Source organism: Prescottella soli, assembly GCF_040024445.1.
Taxonomy (GTDB): domain Bacteria; phylum Actinomycetota; class Actinomycetes; order Mycobacteriales; family Mycobacteriaceae; genus Prescottella; species Prescottella soli.
In genome coordinates this window covers 3,839,375-3,857,078 of sequence record NZ_CP157276.1, presented here as the reverse complement: position 1 = coordinate 3,857,078, position 17,704 = coordinate 3,839,375, and the positions used below count along the sequence as shown (strand labels likewise).

14 protein-coding genes are annotated in these 17,704 nt (G+C 69.0%); 7 read left to right on the top strand and 7 right to left on the bottom strand.

The window, feature by feature from the left end; translation table 11 throughout:
- Nucleotides 1-25: 25 nt before the first annotated feature.
- Nucleotides 26-1,348: a S1 family peptidase gene (locus ABI214_RS17860; RefSeq protein WP_348603849.1), complete on the top strand. Its 1,323-nt coding sequence runs from the start codon at nucleotides 26-28 to the stop codon at nucleotides 1,346-1,348.
- A gap of 72 nt (nucleotides 1,349-1,420) precedes the next feature.
- On the opposite strand, the gene ABI214_RS17855 is transcribed toward ABI214_RS17860, so the two are convergent.
- Nucleotides 1,421-2,080 carry a hypothetical protein gene (locus ABI214_RS17855; RefSeq protein ID WP_348603848.1) on the bottom strand — a complete coding sequence of 220 codons (660 nt, stop codon included), beginning with the start codon at nucleotides 2,078-2,080 and terminating at the stop codon, nucleotides 1,421-1,423.
- A 509-nt stretch (nucleotides 2,081-2,589) separates the two neighbouring features.
- Here ABI214_RS17855 and ABI214_RS17850 point away from each other — a divergent pair.
- On the top strand, nucleotides 2,590-5,775 hold the full coding sequence (locus ABI214_RS17850) for a (Fe-S)-binding protein (protein WP_348603847.1): 3,186 nt from the start codon (nucleotides 2,590-2,592) through the stop codon (nucleotides 5,773-5,775).
- A 287-nt stretch (nucleotides 5,776-6,062) separates the two neighbouring features.
- Here the strand turns inward: ABI214_RS17850 and ABI214_RS17845 are convergent, their stop codons facing one another.
- From ABI214_RS17845 to ABI214_RS17835, 3 genes are read right to left on the bottom strand one after another with little or no spacing between them, the layout of a single operon-like run.
- On the bottom strand, nucleotides 6,063-7,094 hold the full coding sequence (locus ABI214_RS17845; protein ID WP_348603846.1) for an aldo/keto reductase: 1,032 nt from the start codon (nucleotides 7,092-7,094) through the stop codon (nucleotides 6,063-6,065).
- Between the two features lie 11 nt (nucleotides 7,095-7,105).
- Nucleotides 7,106-7,537 (bottom strand): MerR family transcriptional regulator, encoded by a 432-nt coding sequence (locus tag ABI214_RS17840; RefSeq protein ID WP_348603845.1) that lies wholly within the window; start codon nucleotides 7,535-7,537, stop codon nucleotides 7,106-7,108.
- A 42-nt stretch (nucleotides 7,538-7,579) separates the two neighbouring features.
- On the bottom strand, nucleotides 7,580-9,529 hold the full coding sequence (locus ABI214_RS17835) for a prolyl oligopeptidase family serine peptidase (protein ID WP_348603844.1): 1,950 nt from the start codon (nucleotides 9,527-9,529) through the stop codon (nucleotides 7,580-7,582).
- 48 nt (nucleotides 9,530-9,577) lie between these two features.
- Between ABI214_RS17835 and ABI214_RS17830 the strand changes: the two genes are divergently transcribed.
- The 3 genes from ABI214_RS17830 to ABI214_RS17820 all read left to right on the top strand — a co-directional run bounded on the left by ABI214_RS17830 (nucleotide 9,578) and on the right by ABI214_RS17820 (nucleotide 12,989).
- Nucleotides 9,578-9,988, top strand: a complete 411-nt coding sequence (locus tag ABI214_RS17830; protein WP_348603843.1) for a TIGR03668 family PPOX class F420-dependent oxidoreductase — start codon at nucleotides 9,578-9,580, stop codon at nucleotides 9,986-9,988.
- Nucleotides 9,989-10,160: 172 nt separating this feature from the next.
- The gene (locus tag ABI214_RS17825) at nucleotides 10,161-11,414 is read left to right on the top strand and encodes a pyridoxal phosphate-dependent aminotransferase (RefSeq protein WP_348603842.1); all 1,254 of its coding nucleotides are present in this window, start codon (nucleotides 10,161-10,163) and stop codon (nucleotides 11,412-11,414) included.
- Between the two features lie 240 nt (nucleotides 11,415-11,654).
- Entirely contained in the window at nucleotides 11,655-12,989 is a 1,335-nt protein-coding gene (locus ABI214_RS17820) for a YibE/F family protein (RefSeq protein ID WP_348603841.1), read from the top strand.
- 9 nt (nucleotides 12,990-12,998) lie between these two features.
- Here the strand turns inward: ABI214_RS17820 and ABI214_RS17815 are convergent, their stop codons facing one another.
- A complete protein-coding gene (locus ABI214_RS17815; RefSeq protein WP_348603840.1) occupies nucleotides 12,999-14,153 on the bottom strand; it encodes an Hsp70 family protein in 1,155 nt (384 codons plus the stop codon).
- A 95-nt stretch (nucleotides 14,154-14,248) separates the two neighbouring features.
- Here ABI214_RS17815 and ABI214_RS17810 point away from each other — a divergent pair, with 95 nt between their 5' ends.
- Complete coding sequence (locus ABI214_RS17810; protein WP_348603839.1) at nucleotides 14,249-14,764, top strand: low molecular weight phosphatase family protein; 516 nt, start codon at nucleotides 14,249-14,251, stop codon at nucleotides 14,762-14,764.
- On the opposite strand, the gene ABI214_RS17805 is transcribed toward ABI214_RS17810, so the two are convergent.
- Entirely contained in the window at nucleotides 14,761-15,159 is a 399-nt protein-coding gene (locus ABI214_RS17805) for a hypothetical protein (RefSeq protein WP_348603838.1), read from the bottom strand. The two genes, ABI214_RS17810 and ABI214_RS17805, sit on opposite strands and share 4 nt — an antisense overlap.
- A 14-nt stretch (nucleotides 15,160-15,173) precedes the next feature.
- Here ABI214_RS17805 and ABI214_RS17800 point away from each other — a divergent pair, with 14 nt between their 5' ends.
- A complete protein-coding gene (locus ABI214_RS17800; RefSeq protein ID WP_348603837.1) occupies nucleotides 15,174-16,208 on the top strand; it encodes an alpha/beta hydrolase in 1,035 nt (344 codons plus the stop codon).
- 77 nt (nucleotides 16,209-16,285) lie between these two features.
- Here the strand turns inward: ABI214_RS17800 and ABI214_RS17795 are convergent, their stop codons facing one another.
- Nucleotides 16,286-17,698 carry a polysaccharide biosynthesis tyrosine autokinase gene (locus tag ABI214_RS17795; protein WP_348603836.1) on the bottom strand — a complete coding sequence of 471 codons (1,413 nt, stop codon included), beginning with the start codon at nucleotides 17,696-17,698 and terminating at the stop codon, nucleotides 16,286-16,288.
- Between the last annotated feature and the right edge of the window lie 6 nt (nucleotides 17,699-17,704).

The window sequence follows — 17,704 nt, the reverse complement described above, 5'->3', positions numbered from 1 at the left end:
CAGGGCGGACAATAGAAAGGCCCTCATGCGAAGCTCGCTCGCACGTCGTGCCGCGGTGTTCGGCTCTACCGCGCTCCTGCTCCTCGGCCCCCTGACGGCAGTCGCGCAGGCCGAACCCGTAGTACCCCCGTCGGGAGTCTCCGACCAGGCGGCACATCTGCCGATCGAGCTCGTCGAAGCGCTGCAGCGTGATCTGCAGCTCTCGCCCGACCAGTACCTGGAGCGGTCGGAGCTGGGCCAGAAACTGGCGGAGTTCGCGGAGATCGCGCGCGTCCAGTTCCCCGACACTTTCGCGGGCGCGTGGATCGACCAGTCGGGAACGCCGATCGTCGGACTCGCAGGGAAGGACCGTGACGCAGCCCGGGCAGCCGTCGAGAAGGCCGGGTTCACGGGCAAGGATGTCGAGCGGAGTCAGAGCCAGCTCGAATCCGCCCGCACCGCACTGAGCGACTGGATCGGCACCCTGCCCCCGGAGATCGGGAAGCTCGTGCGGGGCGTCGCCATCGACATCACCACCAACAACGTGATCCTGCGGGCCGACGACACCGCGGGCGACCTGCTCGACCTGCTGCCGCCGTTCCTCCAGGGCGCCGCCCGCCTCGTGCTCGGCCCCGCTCTCGCACCGCTGCAGCCCGTGGCCCAGGGCCCCGAGTCCGCGTACTACGCGGCCGACGCCTTCCTCGGTGGCGACCCGTACGCCGCGGTCGGTGGCGGGATGGGCCTGCGCTGCTCGCTCGGGTTCAACGCAACCGACGGCAACGGCGCACCGGTCAACATCAGCGCGGGCCACTGCGACCCCAACCGAACCTTCGCCGGCACCGAGAACGCCTCCAAGGCGTACGCCATGGTGGGCGAGCTGTCCGGACCGATGATCGGTACCTTCGAGAAGACCAGTCTCGACGGGTACGACTACTCGATCATCCGGCCCACACCGGAAGCCGGCCCGCGCTTCGCGAACAACGGTGTCCGGGTCCCGGGCGCCGCACCGCTCGGCATCACCGGCACCGCCGACCCCGTCGTCGGTGCGCCCGTGTGCAAGGCCGGCAACACCTCGGGCTTCAACTGCGGCGTCGTGACCGCCACCAACCAGACCGTTCCCGTCGGCCAGCGGGTGCTCAACGACGGCTTCGCCACCAACCTGTGCGCGCTGCAGGGTGACAGCGGCGGCACCATCGTCACCGGCACCCTCGCCCTCGGCATCTCGAGCGCATCGAACGTCGGCGACATGGGCGCGTGCTCCGTTGCGAACTTCGTCGGGTCCGTCACGGGCAGTGCCCCGGAACTGTTCGCCACCCCGATCAACACGATCCTGCGGCAGAACCCCGGACTGAAGCTCCGGACATCGTAAACCGATCCGATAACGAGAACGGGCCCGCTTCCTCGAGGAAGCGGGCCCGTTCTCCGTCCGGGGACTGTCAGCTCATCCGTCGGCGGGCGCCGGTGCCGCCGGCGCGGCGTTGAGTGTCTGGTACACCTGCCACCCGTTGTAGGCGAGGACGGGAACGCCGGCGACGATCGTGCCGACGACGCCACCCACACCGGCACCGGTTGCAATCGCGGCCGGGCACGCCGCAATGGTCGAGCCGGCGGCCACACACCCGATGACGGCGCCGACGAGCGTTCCGATCAGGCTGCCCACGGTGACCGCACTGGTGAGACCTTCGGCCAACTTGTCGAAAACCGCGAGGTTGTCCCCCAGTGCGGCGATGTTCGTCGGCCCTATGAAGGGCTGCGCCACGTCCGCCGGCTTCGCCTTGGCGGGGCCGGTCTCGGGCGTCAGCGTCAGCGTGCGCCCCTCGACGAGCGGCGCGATCGAGAACTCGCGGTCGCCGAGCCGATACGACAGCGGCAGCGCCTGCAATACCGTGCCGGCGGCGTTCTGAATCTCGACGAACTTGCCATCCGACGTGACCCGGAATCCACCGGCGTCGAGCACCGTGACAACCGAACGCCCGTCGACGTGGGCCGTGTAGCCGACCGCGTCGGCGGAGGGAGCGGGATCTGCGTACGCGGTGCCGGCGCCAACCCCCATTGCGGCGATAACCAGCGCGGATGTAGCGGCGAATTTCGTGAGCTTCATAAGGCTGTCATTCCGTTCTGTGACTGCCACGAATGGCCCCCCGACCGAATGTTGTCCGAGCGATCCGAAGCGCCGAGGCTTCCCCTACCTGCACGAACGATCTCGGCAAAAGCTCCGATTCGGGGCGAAGCATATCGCAGCAGAACTCGGAATTGTCACCAATTCATTTCAAATGCATTTATGAACTAATGTCCAATTCGAGAATGAATCCCCGCGCCCGGGGCAGGTTAGGCCTACCTACGCGACAGCAGTCACACCAGCACCGCATACCGTTAACTGAATACGACCCGACTCGCGAGGTTCAGCCCTCCCTCGCGACCCCGCATCGGAGCCCCTTGCGACACCGACCGTGCCGCAACCGGGAGCCGAAGATGCAGGAAACGACGCTTCGCGCTATGTTACCGGTTGGTAGATGCACCAGGTTACCGGCTAGTAACTTGTGAGCGGTTAGGATCTGTGGGCTGACCCACAGGCGGCACGTGTGCTGCCCCGAAACGAAAGGCTTCGACATGAATGCCCTGACGATTACGTTGGGCACCGTCGGCGCACTGCTGAGCCTTGTCTGTTGGGCCTCATTCCTCAGTGGGGCCTGGCGGATGGCGAAGACCGTGCAGATCGGGCAGTCCGCGCCCGACCGCTGGCGCCCGTTCTTCCCGCGCTTCAAGCAGATGATCGTCGAGTTCATCGCGCACACCCGGATGCAGAAGTTCCGCACCGTGGGCTGGGCGCACTGGCTCGTGATGATCGGCTTCCTCGGCGGCGCGCTGCTGTGGTTCGAGGCCTACGGCCAGACCTTCAATCCGGAGTTCCACTGGCCGCTGTTCGGTAACACGTGGGTCTGGCATCTGTGGGACGAGATCCTGGGCATCGGCACGGTCGTCGGCATCCTGACGCTGATCGTGATCCGCCAGCTCAACCACCCGCGGATTCCCGAACGGCTGTCCCGTTTCGGCGGCTCCAAGTTCGGCCCCGCGTACTTCGTCGAGATCGTCGTCCTCATCGAGGGCCTGGGCATGATCATGGTGAAGTCGGGCAAGATCGCCACCTACGGGCACGCCAACCCGTGGACCGACTTCTTCACCATGAACGTCGCCAAGCTGCTGCCGGCCAGCGCGGTCATGGTCTCGGTCTTCGCGTTCGTCAAGCTGATGTCCGGCATGATCTGGCTGTTCGTGGTCGGCCGCAACATCACCTGGGGCGTCGCCTGGCACCGCTTCTCGGCGTTCCCGAACATCTACTTCAAGCGTGAGGACGACGGCGGCGTCGCCCTCGGTGCCGCCAAGCCCATGATGTCCAAGGGCCGTGCCCTCGACATGGAGAACGTCGACCCCGACACCGACACCCTCGGTGCCGGCCGGATCGAGGACTTCTCGTGGAAGGGCTGGCTGGACTTCACCACCTGCACCGAGTGCGGCCGCTGCCAGTCGCAGTGCCCCGCGTGGAACACCGGCAAGCCGCTGTCGCCGAAGCTGCTCATCATGTCGCTGCGCGACCACGGCTACGCCAAGGCGCCCTACCTGCTCGCCGGCGGCCGCAAGGACATGGGCGGCGACGAGATCGGCCTGGTCGACGCCGAGGGCAACGTCCTCGAGAACAAGCTCGCCGCGATTCCCGAAGCGGCCCGTGCCGAGGCCGAGCGTCCGCTCGTCGGCGAGTCCGTCGAGGGCGAGCTCGGCGGCATCATCGACCCCGAGACGCTGTGGTCCTGCACCACGTGTGGCGCGTGCGTCGAGCAGTGCCCGGTGGACATCGAGCACGTCGACCACATCATCGACATGCGCCGCTACCAGGTGTTGATCGAGTCGGAGTTCCCGTCCGAGCTCGCGGGTCTGTTCAAGAACCTCGAGAACAAGGGCAACCCCTGGGGCCAGAACTCCAAGGACCGGCTCAACTGGATCAACGAGATGGACTTCGAGATCCCGGTCTACGGCCAGGACGCCGATTCCTTCGAGGACTACGAGTACCTGTTCTGGGTCGGCTGTGCCGGGGCCTACGAGGACCGCGCGAAGAAGACCACCAAGGCCGTCGCCGAGCTGCTCGCGACCGCCGGCGTGAAGTTCATGGTCCTCGGCGCCGAGGAGACCTGCACCGGCGACTCGGCTCGCCGTGCGGGCAACGAGTTCCTGTTCCAGCAGCTCGCGATGCAGAACATCGAGCTGCTGAACACGGTGTTCGACGGCACCCCGGACAACAAGCGCAAGATCGTCGTCACGTGTGCGCACTGCTTCAATGCACTCGGCAACGAGTACCCGCAGGTCGGCGGCGTCTACGAGGTGGTCCACCACACGCAGCTGCTCAACCGCCTGGTGCGCGCCAAGAAGCTCGTCCCCGTCTCCAAGCTCGACGAGGACGTCACCTACCACGACCCGTGCTACCTGGGCCGTCACAACAAGGTGTACGACGCTCCGCGTGAACTGATGGAGGCGTCGGGCGCGAAGCTCAAGGAGATGCCGCGTCACGGCGAGCGGTCCATGTGCTGTGGCGCCGGTGGTGCCCGCATGTGGATGGAGGAGCAGCTCGGTAAGCGCATCAACATCGATCGCGTCGACGAGGCCCTCACGACCTCGCCGAAGAAGATCGCGACCGGCTGCCCGTTCTGCCGCGTCATGCTCACCGACGGCGTCACCGCCCGTCAGGAGCAGGGCCAGGGCGAGGGTGTCGAGGTCGTCGACGTCGCGCAGATGATGCTCGAGTCCGTCACGCGTCTCGATCCCACGCAGCTGACCGCGAACCTCAAGGTCGAGCAGCGCGAGAAGGTTCCGGCCGCCGCACCGGCAGTGGCCGAGACTGCGGCGGCAGCCGCACCCGTCGCCGAGCCCGAGGCCGAGGCCGCTCCGGTTGCGGAGGCCGCACCCGTCGCGGCCGCCGCTGCGCCGGCCGCCGGCAAGGGCCTGCAGATGAAGGGCCTGGCCAAGGCCCCCGGCGCGAAGGCTCCGGGCGGCAAGGGCCTGCAAATGAAGGGCGCCGCGAAGGCTCCGGGTGCGAAGGTCGAGGCCGCCGCACCGGCCGCCGAGGCTGCTGCCCCCGCTGCCGAGGCACCGGCCGCTCCGGTCGCCAAGCCGGGCGGACTCGGGATGAAGGGCGGGGCCAAGGCTCCGGGTGGCAAGGGCCTGCAGATGAAGGGTGCCGCGAAGGCTCCCGGCGCGAAGGCCGCCGCACCGGCACCCGCCGCTGAAGCCGCCGCAGCTCCGGCTGCGGAGGCGCCGGCTGCTCCCGCCGCACCGACCGCCAAGCCCGGCGGACTCGCGATGAAGGGCGGAGCGAAGGCTCCGGGTGGCAAGGGCCTGCAGATGAAGGGTGCCGCGAAGGCTCCCGGCGCCAAGGCTGCCGCACCGGCACCCGCCGCTCCGGTTGCCGAGGCACCGGCCGCAGAGGCACCCGCGGCTCCGGCCGCACCGGCAGCACCGACCGCCGAGGCCAAGCCTGCACCGCAGGCAAAGCCGGGCGGACTGGGCTTCAAGACCGGGGCGAAGGCACCGGGCGCCCGCAAGGCCGCCCCCGCCGCCGCCGCCGCTGCTCCGGCACCGGCCGCTCCGGCTGCCGTGCCCGCCGCAGAGCCTGAGCCGCAGGCCGAGGCCGCACCGGCCGAGGCTCCGGCGCCCGAGCAGGCGGCATCGACGCCGCCTCCGCCGCAGGCCAAGCCTGGCGCGCTGGGCTTCAAGTCCGGCGCCAAGGCACCGGGCCGCAAGAAGTAGGAACACACGACTGCGCCCCCACCGTCCACGGTGGGGGCGCAGTCGTCTGTGCACTCCCCCGACGCCACACGTCCTTTCTCCGCAGCACACACGAATTCGCTATGCAGAACGTGTGTGAGCTCGAGAAAACAGCTGTGTTCTCGAACGATCGACAGGTCCGCGGATGTCCCCCGCCCCGCCTCCGAACCGGCACGAACGACGCCCACGTCGCCGCGACGACGGCACGATGCCGAACGTGGACCTCCACGCCGCGCAGATACGTCGAGCACACGCCGCAGGCGTGACCGTCACTCCCGTCCCGAGGAGATCCATGAGGGGCCGTTGAAGGTGAGGTTGCGCCCGCCGGTGACCAGGTCGGCGACGCGGTCGAGCCGCTCTAGTTGGGACGCCGACAGTTCCAGCGACGCCGCCGCCGCGTTCTCGTCGACTCGACTGCTGCGACGGGTTCCCGGAATCGGTGCGAGCGGCACACCCAAGCGCGCGCCCTGCGCGAGCAACCAGGCGAGGGCGACCTGCGCCGGTGTGGCGCCGACCTCCGCGGCGACCGCGCGGACGTGCTCCACGACCACCTGGTTCGCGTCGAAGTGCTCATCGAACCGGTGCTGTCCCTGGAGGATCGAGCCGGACACCGCCTCGCGGGTGAGTGTTCCGGTCAGGAACCCGCGCCCGAGCGGCGAGTAGGGGACGAATCCGGCGCCGACCTCGATCGCCGCGGGCACGACGTGCCGTTCGACGTCGCGCGACCAGAGGCTCCACTCGCTCTGGACGGCGGTGATCGGATGCACCGCCGCGGCCGCCCGGAGCTCGTCACCGGTCACCTCCGACAGCCCGAGGTGCCGCACCTTTCCCTCGCGGACCAGCTCGGCCATCGCCCCGACGGTCTCCTCGATCGGACGACCGATCTCCCGCCGGTGCATGTAGTAGAGGTCGATCACGTCGGTCCCCAGCCGCCGCAGCGACGCCTCGCAGGCCGACCGGACGTAGTCCCGGTCGCCGCGGGTCGGTGTGCCGCCACCGTCTTCGCCGATCACACCGCTGATGCCGAACTTGGTGGCCAGCTGTACCTCCCCGCGACGGGTGCGCAGCACCTGCGCGACGAGTTCTTCGTTCGTGCCCGCGGGCCCGACGGTGCCCGGGCGCGGTGTGCCGTAGACGTCGGCGGTGTCGACGAAGGTGACGCCGACGTCGATCGCGTGGTGCAGCGTCCGCACCGCCTGCTCCAGGTCGGTCGGTCCGTAGACGTGGCTCAGGGCCATGCCGCCCAGGCCGATCGTGCTCACCCGCAGTCCGTGACCGAGTTCGATGCTCGGTGTCGTCATGTCAGTTCCCCTCATGTCTGCCGTTGCCTCAGCCGGACCGCCTCGTCGGCGATCGGCCTGTTCTCGCAATCGAGTCCGCGTTCGACGAGGTCGCGGTAGTGCTCGATCTTGGCGTCGAGCGCGCCGAGATCCTGACGGAGTTGGGCCAGCTGGCCGAGCACCCGTTCGCGGTGCTCACGCAGCATCGTCATGCGTCGGCCGTGACTCGCGGCCCCCTCTTCGTACATCGCGAGGAAGGACCGGATCTCGGCGACGGGCATCCCGGTCCGGCGCAGCCGGACGATGAGTTCGATCATGCGCACCGAGGCGTCGTCGTAGATGCGACGCCGGTCGCTGCCGCGCTCGACACGCGGGATGAGCCCCTCGCGTTCGTACCAGCGCAGTGTGTCCTGTGTCAGGCCCGTCGCCTCGGACACCTCTGCGATTCCCAGCCCTGCCGTCATGGGTCCCGACGGTAGGCGTTGGAGTGCACTCCAACGCAACCGCTACGGCCGCGACAGCTCCAACCGCGGGATGCCGGGCGTCTCGAATCCCAGGACCTGCCCGTAGAACGACAGTTCCGCCTCGCGGGCGTTGACGATCGTCTCGACGCGGCGGAATCCGTGAGCTTCGCCCTGGTACGCGAGGTAGGCGTGCGGGATCCGCTTGTGCACGAGGGCGGCGCGGAACCGCTCCGCCTGCGACGGCGGGACGATCGGATCGGACAACCCCTGGAGCAGCAGCACCGGGCAGGACAGGCCGTCGACGTTGTTCACGGGCGCCCGCCGCGCGTACAGGTCGGCGGACTCGGGCAGCGGACCGATCAGCCCGTCGATGTACCGGGATTCGAAATCGTGTGTCTCCTTGACGAACTCGACCAGTTCGGCCACGCCGTAGTACGAGACGCCGCACGCGAACACGTCCGACGTCGTCAGCGCCGACAACACGGTCCAGCCGCCGGCCGAACCGCCCTCGATGGCAAGACGATTCGGGTCGGCGAGCCCGGCGTCGACGAGACCACGCACGGCGGCGACGGTGTCCTCGACGTCGACCACGCCCCACTGTCCGCGCAGCCGGTTGCGGTACTCGCGTCCGTATCCACTGGAGCCGCCGTAGTTGACGTCGACGACACCGATGCCGCGGCTCGTGAAGAACGCGTTCACGAGGTTCACCGCGGGCGCGACGTGCGCGGTCGGCCCGCCGTGCACGAACGCGATGTACGGCGGGAGTTCGCCGTCGGGGGCGCGGTAGTCGGGGTTGCGGGGCGGGTAGACGATCGCATGGACCTCGCGCTGCGGCCCGGCGAAGGTGAGGGCCCGCGCCTCGGGGAGGTACGCGACGTCGGGCAGGTCGTCGACGGCCAGCCGCACGTCGGTGAGCGTCCCGGTGTCGAGGTCGAGCGTCCGCAACCCGGACGCGACGCGAGCGCCGCCGCAGCGCAACAGGATCCGTCGGCCGTCCACGTCGCAGATCTGCACGGACGAGATGCCCTCGAGCTCGACGTCGCGCAGCGTGCCGGTGCCCGGGTCGAGGATCGCCAGGGTGTCGGTACCGACCGTCCGGGTGGTCAGCAGGGTGCCGTCGCCGAGCGCGGCGTACCAGCGGGCCCCGAGCTGCCACAGCGGGGCGCCGAAGTCGGCATCGATCGGGCAGATCGGTTCCACGACACCGTCGTCCACCGAGACGCGGTAGAGGTTCCACCAACCGCTGCGGTCGCTGATCACGTGCAGCGTCGACGAGTCGACCCACTCGGGTTGGAGCACCGACTCGTCGGGGTTACCGAGCAGCGTCTCCACGGCCCCAGTGCCGAGGGTGAGGACCCGCAGTTCGGTTCCGTCCCAGGGCATCTGTGGATGGTTCCACGCGATCCATGCGAGCCGGGCCCCGTCCGGCGAGAGCCGCGGGTAGGCCAGGAAGTCGGAGCCGCCGACCACCGAGCGGATCGCGGACGGGTCGTCGGCGCCCGAACCGTCGAGCGGGACCACGCAGATGTCGCGGGTCACCTCGACACCGGCGTGACGCTCACGGACGCACCACACGTCGCGCCCGACGACGCGGAGGTCGGCGTAGCGAATCGCAGTCGCCGCCAACGGGATCGGCGTGAGCGGAACGGGTGCGGCGTCGACGGACGCGTCGAACCGATACAAGCGCTGATCGCTGAACTCGGCGAACACCAGGACCGCACCGTCGGTCACCGTCCACGCGCCGCCGCCGTACTCGTGGACGCGGGTGCGCGCGTTCCACGGCAGCGGCAGGACGTCGACGGGTCCGCCGTCCGGGCCGAGGCACCGGATCGCAGTCCGGCCGCCCTCGGTGGGGCGCTGTTCCGACCACCACGCCTGACCGGCGACGAAGCGCGCACCCTCGACCGGGTGACCGCTTGCGGCTAGGTCGGTGGCGGTGATCGGCGAGATCCACGAGCCGTAGGGTGCGACGGCTGGAGCAGCGTTCGTCATGCAGGACACCCTAGCCACGGACACCCCTCGTCGACGTACTGTTTCCCCATGGACGCGCGCGTGCCGCAGCGATTCGCCGACGCCCCCGTCGCGCGGATGGCGACGGTGTCGGCGGACGGCGATCCGCACCTGGTCCCGGTGGTCTTCGTGGTCGTCGGCGACACGATCTACACCGCGGTCGACGACAAGCCCAAGACCACGCGGCGGCTGAGGCGCCTCGCGAACATCGCCGCGACGGGCCGCGTCAGCCTGCTCGTGGACCACTACGACGACGACTGGACCCGCCTGTGGTGGCTGCGGGTCGACGGGGCGGCACAGGTGATCTCCCCGGAGGACGACGAGGGCCGACGCGCGGTCGATGCGCTGGTCGCGAAGTATCCGCAGTATCGGTCGATGCGCCCGTCGGGCCCCGTGGTCGCGGTGCGCGACCTCCGCTGCCGGTCCTGGTCGGCCTCCTGAGCCGAGCGCCGTGCGCCACAGCCGGCGCCGCCGACCTGGCGCCCGCGGCACCCCAGCCGGGCGCCCGAATCGGCGCTCTAGCTGGACCTATACCAGTCCGGGCGGGCGCCGACCGGGGCGCCGGCCGCAAGGCGAGCGATTTCCGTTTGCGCCCGAGTGGAATCATGGTTGCGTGAGCACTCCAGATTCCGTCCGCCATCATCGGCCGCAGCGCGCTCTCGAGCAGTCCACCAAACTGCAGAACGTGCTGTACGAGATCCGGGGGCCGGTGCACGCGCACGCGGCGCGCCTGGAGGCCGAGGGGCATCGGATCCTCAAGCTCAACATCGGCAATCCCGCCCCGTTCGGGTTCGAGGCGCCCGATGTGATCATGCGCGACATGATCGCGGCCCTGCCCTATGCGCAGGGCTATTCGGAGTCCAAGGGCATCCTGTCGGCCCGTCGCGCGATCGTCACGCGGTACGAGCTGGTGCCCGGGTTCCCCGAACTCGACGTCGACGACATCTACCTCGGCAACGGCGTCTCCGAGCTCATCACGATGACGATGCAGGCGCTGCTCGACGACGGCGACGAGGTGCTCATCCCCGCGCCGGACTACCCGCTGTGGACCGCGATGACGAGCCTGTCGGGCGGCACCCCGGTGCACTACCTGTGCGACGAGCAGAACGACTGGAACCCGGACATCGCGGACATCGAGTCCAAGATCACCGACAAGACCAAGGCGCTGCTGGTCATCAACCCGAACAACCCGACGGGTGCCGTGTACTCGGCGGAGGTGCTCTCGCAGCTCGTCGACCTCGCGCGCAAGCACCAGCTGCTGCTGCTGGCGGACGAGATCTACGACAAGATCCTCTACGACGACGCCAAGCACATCTCGCTGGCCTCGCTCGCGCCCGACCTGTTGTGCCTCACGTTCAACGGCCTGTCGAAGGCGTACCGGGTCGCCGGCTACCGCTCCGGCTGGGTCGCCATCACCGGACCCAAGGACCACGCGGCCGGCTTCCTCGAAGGCCTCGACCTGCTCGCGTCCACCCGCCTGTGCCCGAACGTCCCCGGCCAGCACGCCATCCAGGTGGCGCTCGGCGGGCACCAGAGCATCGAGGATCTGGTCCTGCCCGGTGGCCGCCTGCTCGAGCAGCGCGACATCGCCTGGGAACGGCTCAACATGATTCCCGGTGTCTCGTGCGTCAAGCCGCGCGGCGCGCTCTACGCGTTCCCGCGCCTGGATCCGAACGTCTACGAGATCCACGACGACGAGAAGCTGGTTCAGGACCTGTTGCTGCAGGAGAAGATCCTCATGGTCCAGGGCACCGGCTTCAACTGGCCCGACCACGATCACCTCCGCATCGTGACGCTGCCATGGGCGCGTGATCTGGCGGTCGCGATCGAGCGATTCGGAAACTTCCTGTCGAGCTACAAGCAGTAGCCGCCGCGTATCACGTCACGGGTGAGACGCGACACGGAATCCCGACCCAATCCAGCATGATCGCTCCGATATGGGTAGATTCACCGTTTGGCACCATTGTGTGCCAGTAAGCGCCTCGTCCTGCCCCTCCCCCCCCTGGGCGACGAGGTTATCGGTGGCGGGGACGACCCCCCCTGCTCCCCGCCACCGTCGCTTACCTTTCCGTGCCCACTACTCTGATCCGGTGCGGAGGACAATCCGATGACATCCGAGTTGTCGACCGATCGTAAGCAGGATCCGAGCCGCGTCCGCGGACACGGGCACGGGCACGGGCACGGGCACGGCCATTTCGATGGGCCGATCCCGGTCGGCCCCACCGCTGCACGTGTCGTCGTGGGCCTCCTCGTCGCGATCGCGACCGCCGTCGTCGTCGGAGCCGTCATTCTCTGGCCGAACAAACAGCAGGTCGAGATCCCGCTGCCGTTCCAGAACGCCGGTGGCGGCGCCGTCACCACCGAGGCCGGGACGATCGTCGCGCAGGAGATCGCGCCGTGCGGCAGTCCGTCTGCGGGCCGGGCATTCTCGGGCGAACCCGCGCCGTCCGCGGCGACGGGTAGTGACATCAGCTGCCGTCGCAGCGTGGTCGCCATCGAATCAGGACCCAACGCGGGGACTCGAACCCTTCTCGAGATCGTCCCGGGTCCCGGACAGCCGGCACTGAGCCTCGGCGAGCACATTCGACTTGTCCGGCAGACGGATTCGACCGGAACCCCGATCTATTCGTTCAACGACTATTCACGCGGGCTGCCGTTGGCGCTCGTCGTCGCCGCGTTCGCGGTGGCGATCATCGCGGTTGCCCGATGGCGCGGCGTGCGCGCGCTGCTGGGGCTGGTGATCGCGTTCGGGGTCCTGGTCGTGTTCACACTCCCCGCTCTCCTGGACGGCAAACCCGCGATGCCCGTCGCCCTCGTCTCCGGCGCGGCGATCCTCTTCGCCGTGCTGTACCTGGCTCACGGAGTGAACCTGCGCACGAGCTCCGCCCTGCTCGGGACGCTCGCGTCGATGCTCGTGGCGGCGGTGCTGTCCACGATCGCCATCGACATGACGCACCTGACCGGGCTGTCGGAGGAACAGAACACCGACGTGCAGGCCTACATCCAGCACGTGAGCATCACGGGACTCCTGCTGGCCGGCTTCATCATCGGCTCGCTGGGTGTGCTGAACGACGTCACGATCACGCAGGCGTCGGCCGCGTTCGAACTCGCGTCGATCGACGAATCGGCCACCCGCCGGACCATCTTCGCGTCGGCGATGCGGGTGGGACGCGACCACATCGCGAGCACCGTCTACACCCTCGTGCTGGCCTACGCCGGCGGCGCGCTTCCCCTGCTACTCCTCTTCACCGTGGCGGGTGGCTCCCTCGGCGACGTCCTGACGGGCGACGCGGTCGCGATCGAGATCGTGCGGGCGTCGGTGGGTGGCATCGCGCTCGCCCTCTCCGTTCCGCTCACCACCGCCATTGCGGCGCTGCTGGCCCGTCCGCGGATCGGCGTGCCGGCCGGGCAGCGACGACGCGGCGGACGTCACGCCCGCTGACCGGAGCTGTCAGAGCTTCGGCAGCGGCGGTAGTCCGGGAAGGACCGGCATCGGCGGCAGCTGAACCTGCGGGAGTGCGGGCAGTGCGGGCAGCTGGATGTCCAGGCCAGGGAAGAGCGGGGCCGGAGCCGGCGCGGTCGTGGGGGGCGGCACCGCACGGTATCCGGGGTCCGGTGCCGGCTGCTGCGCAACCTCCGTGGTGGTGACGGGCGGTTCCGACGACGGCGGCGGCGGTGGCGTGGTGGGCTCCTGCGACGACCTCACACCGATCGACGGAACGCTCGCGGTCGACGTCTCCGTCGAGGCCCCCGCCTCCGACCCGAAAACCGTTTTGCCGTAGCCGAGCCCGAACCCGGTGACCGCGATGGCGACGAGCGCGGCCCCCGCCAGACCCGCCCCGCTCACCTGCCGGCGGGAGACCGCCCGGTGGGCCGGCCGCGTCGACCGTCGCGGCTTCGTCACCGGCGCGGCCAGAAGCGCCGCTCCGCCGGCCACCACGAACTCCGGATGCTCGGGCACCACGATCGGCACCGCCGACCGCTCGGCGAGCACCGCCCGCACCTCGGGGATGTAGGCGCCCCCGCCCAGCAGCACCACGGCCTCGGGCAGCAACTCGACCTGCGCCGCCAGCTCCCCGATCAGCTCGGCCGACTCCTCGATCGCGGGCCGGGCGGCCATGCCGAATGTTTCACGTGGCAGTCGTCCGAGTCGATCGCATCGCAGAGTGTCCGTGCGCTCGGACGCCGTCACCGAGCCGGTGTAGCGGTCGACCACGCTCACGGTCAGCCCGGTGCGCCCCAGGTCGTACAGCACGATCGTCCGGGCCCCCGCGAGCCGACCGTCGCTGCCCAGTCGCTCGAGCGCGGCGGTGGGTTCCGGAATCAGCCGGAAGTCCGTGATCCCCGCGGTGCGCATCGCCGCGTCGAGCGCAGCGGCCTGCGCCTCGTCGCCGTATGCGACGGTCACCCCGACAGGCGCCCCCGAGTCCGCCATTTCCGCCAGCGCCACACCGACCGCATCCGCCGCGGCCTCCTCCGGGATGCGGCCGGCGACGGCGACCGTCCGACGTTCGAACGTCGGCGAGACCCCCGCGATACCGGCACGCTGGGAGCGCACCAGCCGCACGAATTCGGCCCCCACCGAAATTCCGAGAACCCCACCCATGAGCCGCCTTCGATCGAGGGCTCCCGGGCCGATACTCGAACCGGGGCGCGTACAGGACCAGCCGAGTGTATACAGCAGTGCCTACACTCACCGGTATGCAGCTGCTGTTCGTATGCACCGGCAACATCTGTCGCTCCCCCACCGCCGAACGCCTCACCGCCGCCTGGGCGTCCCGCACCGGCACCGCCGATCTCACCGCGTCCAGCGCAGGCACCCGGGCCGTCGTCGGATCGGGTCTCGAACCCACGGCAGCACAGATCCTTTCGACGCTGGGCGGGGACCCCGACGGCTTCGTCGCGCGACGGCTCACGCCGGCGATCGCGGGCGGCGCCGATCTGGTCCTGGCGATGACGGAGTCGCACCGAGACGCGGTTCTCCGGATCGCTCCCCGCCAGTTCAAACGGACGTTCACGCTGCTCGAGGCCGCGCACCTGGCGGCGACGATCGGTTCGGCCACCGTCGCCGAACTCGCGGCCGCGCGCGGCACCATCCCGCGCCCGGTTATCGCCGACGTCCCCGACCCGATCGGGCAGAGCGCGACCGTGTTCGGGGACGTCGGCAATGTGATCGACAAGGCCCTTCTGGACCTACTTCCCCGTCTGCGCCGCTAGCGCAGGGCCGACCTACGGCACAGGCTCCTGACGCTGCGCATCGCGTCCACACCGCTGCCTTCAACTTCCGTCTGACCACCAAGGCGGGCGACCAGACCCATCCAGCTCGCGCCGATCGACATCATGGAATTCGACGACGACGGCAAGATCGTCAGCATGCGCGCCGCGTGGGGCCTGGAGGACACGATCACCGGCTGAGCCTGCCGCAGGGCGCCCGGCACACCCGGCACAGAGTGAGACGCGGAGTGAATCGGTGGGTGAATGCTGCGTCCACCTTGCCAATCGGGACATTTCCGACTCTTCGGCCCGGTAGTCTGCTGCCGCTGAAGCCGCGCCGAGATGAGGCCGGCGCCGGCACCCATCGTCAGCATCGCGCGTGATGATTCGAATTTCACAGGAGGACGTTCAGATGAGGAGTTCGCGGGTCGAGCGTGCCCGAGTGCTCGCGGCTGCAGTGGTCGTGTCCGCCGCTTCGCTGCTCGCGGTGCCGGCCGCCGCATCCGCCGCCAGCGGCACCACCGCCGCGGCGAACGCCACCGGCGCCCACCTGGTGAGCAGCACCGAGAACTCCGACCGCAAGGTCACCATCTCGGTCTACTCGCCGTCGATGGACCGCGACATCCCCCTCGAGGTCATCCGCCCCGCCGACCGCAGCCAACCCCGACCGACGCTGTACCTGCTCAACGGCGCAGGCGGCGGCGAGGACTCGGCCACCTGGCAGCGCAGGACCGACGTCATGGACTTCTTCGAGGACAAGAACGTCAACGTCGTCACGCCGCTCGAGGGCGCGTTCAGCTACTACACCGACTGGCAGAAGGACGACCCCACGCTGGGCCGTCAGAAGTGGCAGACGTTCCTGCTCGAGGAACTCCCACCTGTCGTCGACGCCGAGTTCGGCACCGACGAGGTGCAGTCCATCGCAGCGATCTCGATGACCGCGACCTCGGTGCTCAATCTCGCCATCGCCAAGCCCGGCTTCTACAGGAGCGTCGGCTCGTACAGCGGCTGCGCCGAGACCAGCACGTGGGCCGGCCAGAACGCCATTCAGGCGGTCACCGGTATCCGCGGTGGCGCCGACATCTCCAACATGTGGGGACCGCTCGACGGACCCGGCTGGGCCGAGAACGACCCTGTCGTCAACGCCGAGAAGCTGCGCGGCACAGAGCTCTACATCACCAGTGCCTCCGGCCTACCCGGTCCGCACGAGACGCTCGACGGTCCCGGGATCGACGGTGATCCGTCCGTGCTCGCCGAGCGTGTGATGGGCGGCGGTGTGATCGAGTTGGTCACCAACTACTGCACCCACAACCTCGCGTACCGCCTCGCCGACCTGAAGATCCCGGCCACGTTCGACTTCAAGCCCACCGGCACCCACACCTGGGGCTACTGGCAGGACGACCTGCACAACTCGTGGCCGATGATCGCCCGGTCCATGGGAATCTAGGCGACCGTCTCGAGCCGCGTCCCGCTCGGCGATCGGTGCACTGATCGCCGAGCGGGCCGACTCCGGGATCGCTTCGACTAACTGCGGACGGGAGTCGGAGGCTCGACGGCCTTCTCCAACTCGGGGACGCTTGCTCCGTCGGACTCGTAGTAGTACTTGTACTCGTACGCGCCCTTGCCCTTGGACGGGGTCATGGTCAGGATCGTGCCGAGGACGGTGGCTCCGACACTGCGCAGGTTGCCGATCGCGCGCGACACCTGATCGCGCTTCGTCTTGCCGTGCCGCACCACGACCAGCGATCCGTCGACCTTCGCCGCCAGCACGGCCGCGTCCGTCACCGGCAACAGCGGCGACGCGTCGATGACGACGAAGTCGAACTTCGACCGCAGGTCGTCGAGCAGCTTCCCCGCGTGCGTCGAACCCAGCAGCTCGCTCGGGTTCGGCGGCAACGGACCCGACGCCAGCACAGAGACGTTGGCGAACGACGTCGACTGCAGGACGTCGTCCAGGTCTGCCTGTCCCGCAAGGACGGTGCTCATACCGACCGAACCGATCAAGTCCAGGTACTTCGCAACACGGGGCCGGCGCAGATCCGCGTCCACCAGGCACACCGAGAAGCCGGCCTCGGCGATCGCGAGCGACAGGTTGATCGCCGTCGTCGTCTTGCCCTCGCCCGGAAGCGAACTGGTGATCGAGATGACGCGCGGCGGGTTGTCGACCTCGAGGAACTGCAGATTCGTCCGCAGCTCCCGGAACGCCTCCGCACTGCCCGAATACCCGTCGTGGAAAGCGATGGCAGCCTTCTGTTCCCGCTCCTTGTCGAACGGCACGCTGCCCACCAGGCCGACGCCGGCGAGCTCGTCGAGCACCTCACGGCTCTTGACCGTGTTGTCCAGGCGGTCGCGGAGGATCGCCAGCGCGATGCCGCCCAGGAGGCCGACAGCGAAACCGAGCAACAGGTTGCGCTTGGTCCTGGGGCTCACCGGGTCGGTGGGCGTCGTCGCGTGCTGCTCCACCACGACCCGCGCCATCGGCGGCTTGCCCGGCTCGAGCGTCTCGAGTCCGTCTGCCATCACCACGAATTCGTCGGCGAGGGCGTTCGCCAGGTCCCGGGCGCGTTCCGGGGAGGCATCGGTCAGCTTGAGGTCGATCAGCACGGTGTCGGGCGTAGACGTCGCCTTGACCTTGCTCGACAGTTGCGGGGCCGTCATGCCCGGCACGTCGAGCTTGTCGAGGGTGCGCTGCGCGAGCGTCGTACCGGTCAAAAGTTTGGTGTATGACGCGACACGCTGCTGCGAGAAGAGGTTGCCCTGGTACACCTCGTTGACCGATGCCCCGGAGGACGTGGATACGAAAAGCCTGGCCGACGCCTGGTACATCGGCGTCGCCACGAGCGATGCGCCCAGAGCAACGAGCACACCGACGAGCGTTGCCAACGCGATGATCCGCCAACGCGTCTGCATTACGCGCAGGTAGTCCTGTACTTCCATATCCCC

Bases quoted from the DNA above. Each gene is read 5' to 3' on its own strand.
- ABI214_RS17860 (WP_348603849.1), top strand. From the start codon at position 26: ATGCGAAGCTCGCTCGCACGTCGTGCCGCGGTGTTCGGCTCTACCGCG.
- ABI214_RS17855 (WP_348603848.1), bottom strand. From the start codon at position 2,080: ATGAAGCTCACGAAATTCGCCGCTACATCCGCGCTGGTTATCGCCGCA.
- ABI214_RS17850 (WP_348603847.1), top strand. From the start codon at position 2,590: ATGAATGCCCTGACGATTACGTTGGGCACCGTCGGCGCACTGCTGAGC.
- ABI214_RS17845 (WP_348603846.1), bottom strand. From the start codon at position 7,094: ATGACGACACCGAGCATCGAACTCGGTCACGGACTGCGGGTGAGCACG.
- ABI214_RS17840 (WP_348603845.1), bottom strand. From the start codon at position 7,537: ATGACGGCAGGGCTGGGAATCGCAGAGGTGTCCGAGGCGACGGGCCTG.
- ABI214_RS17835 (WP_348603844.1), bottom strand. From the start codon at position 9,529: ATGACGAACGCTGCTCCAGCCGTCGCACCCTACGGCTCGTGGATCTCG.
- ABI214_RS17830 (WP_348603843.1), top strand. From the start codon at position 9,578: ATGGACGCGCGCGTGCCGCAGCGATTCGCCGACGCCCCCGTCGCGCGG.
- ABI214_RS17820 (WP_348603841.1), top strand. From the start codon at position 11,655: ATGACATCCGAGTTGTCGACCGATCGTAAGCAGGATCCGAGCCGCGTC.
- ABI214_RS17815 (WP_348603840.1), bottom strand. From the start codon at position 14,153: ATGGGTGGGGTTCTCGGAATTTCGGTGGGGGCCGAATTCGTGCGGCTG.
- ABI214_RS17810 (WP_348603839.1), top strand. From the start codon at position 14,249: ATGCAGCTGCTGTTCGTATGCACCGGCAACATCTGTCGCTCCCCCACC.
- ABI214_RS17800 (WP_348603837.1), top strand. From the start codon at position 15,174: ATGAGGAGTTCGCGGGTCGAGCGTGCCCGAGTGCTCGCGGCTGCAGTG.
- ABI214_RS17795 (WP_348603836.1), bottom strand. From the start codon at position 17,698: ATGGAAGTACAGGACTACCTGCGCGTAATGCAGACGCGTTGGCGGATC.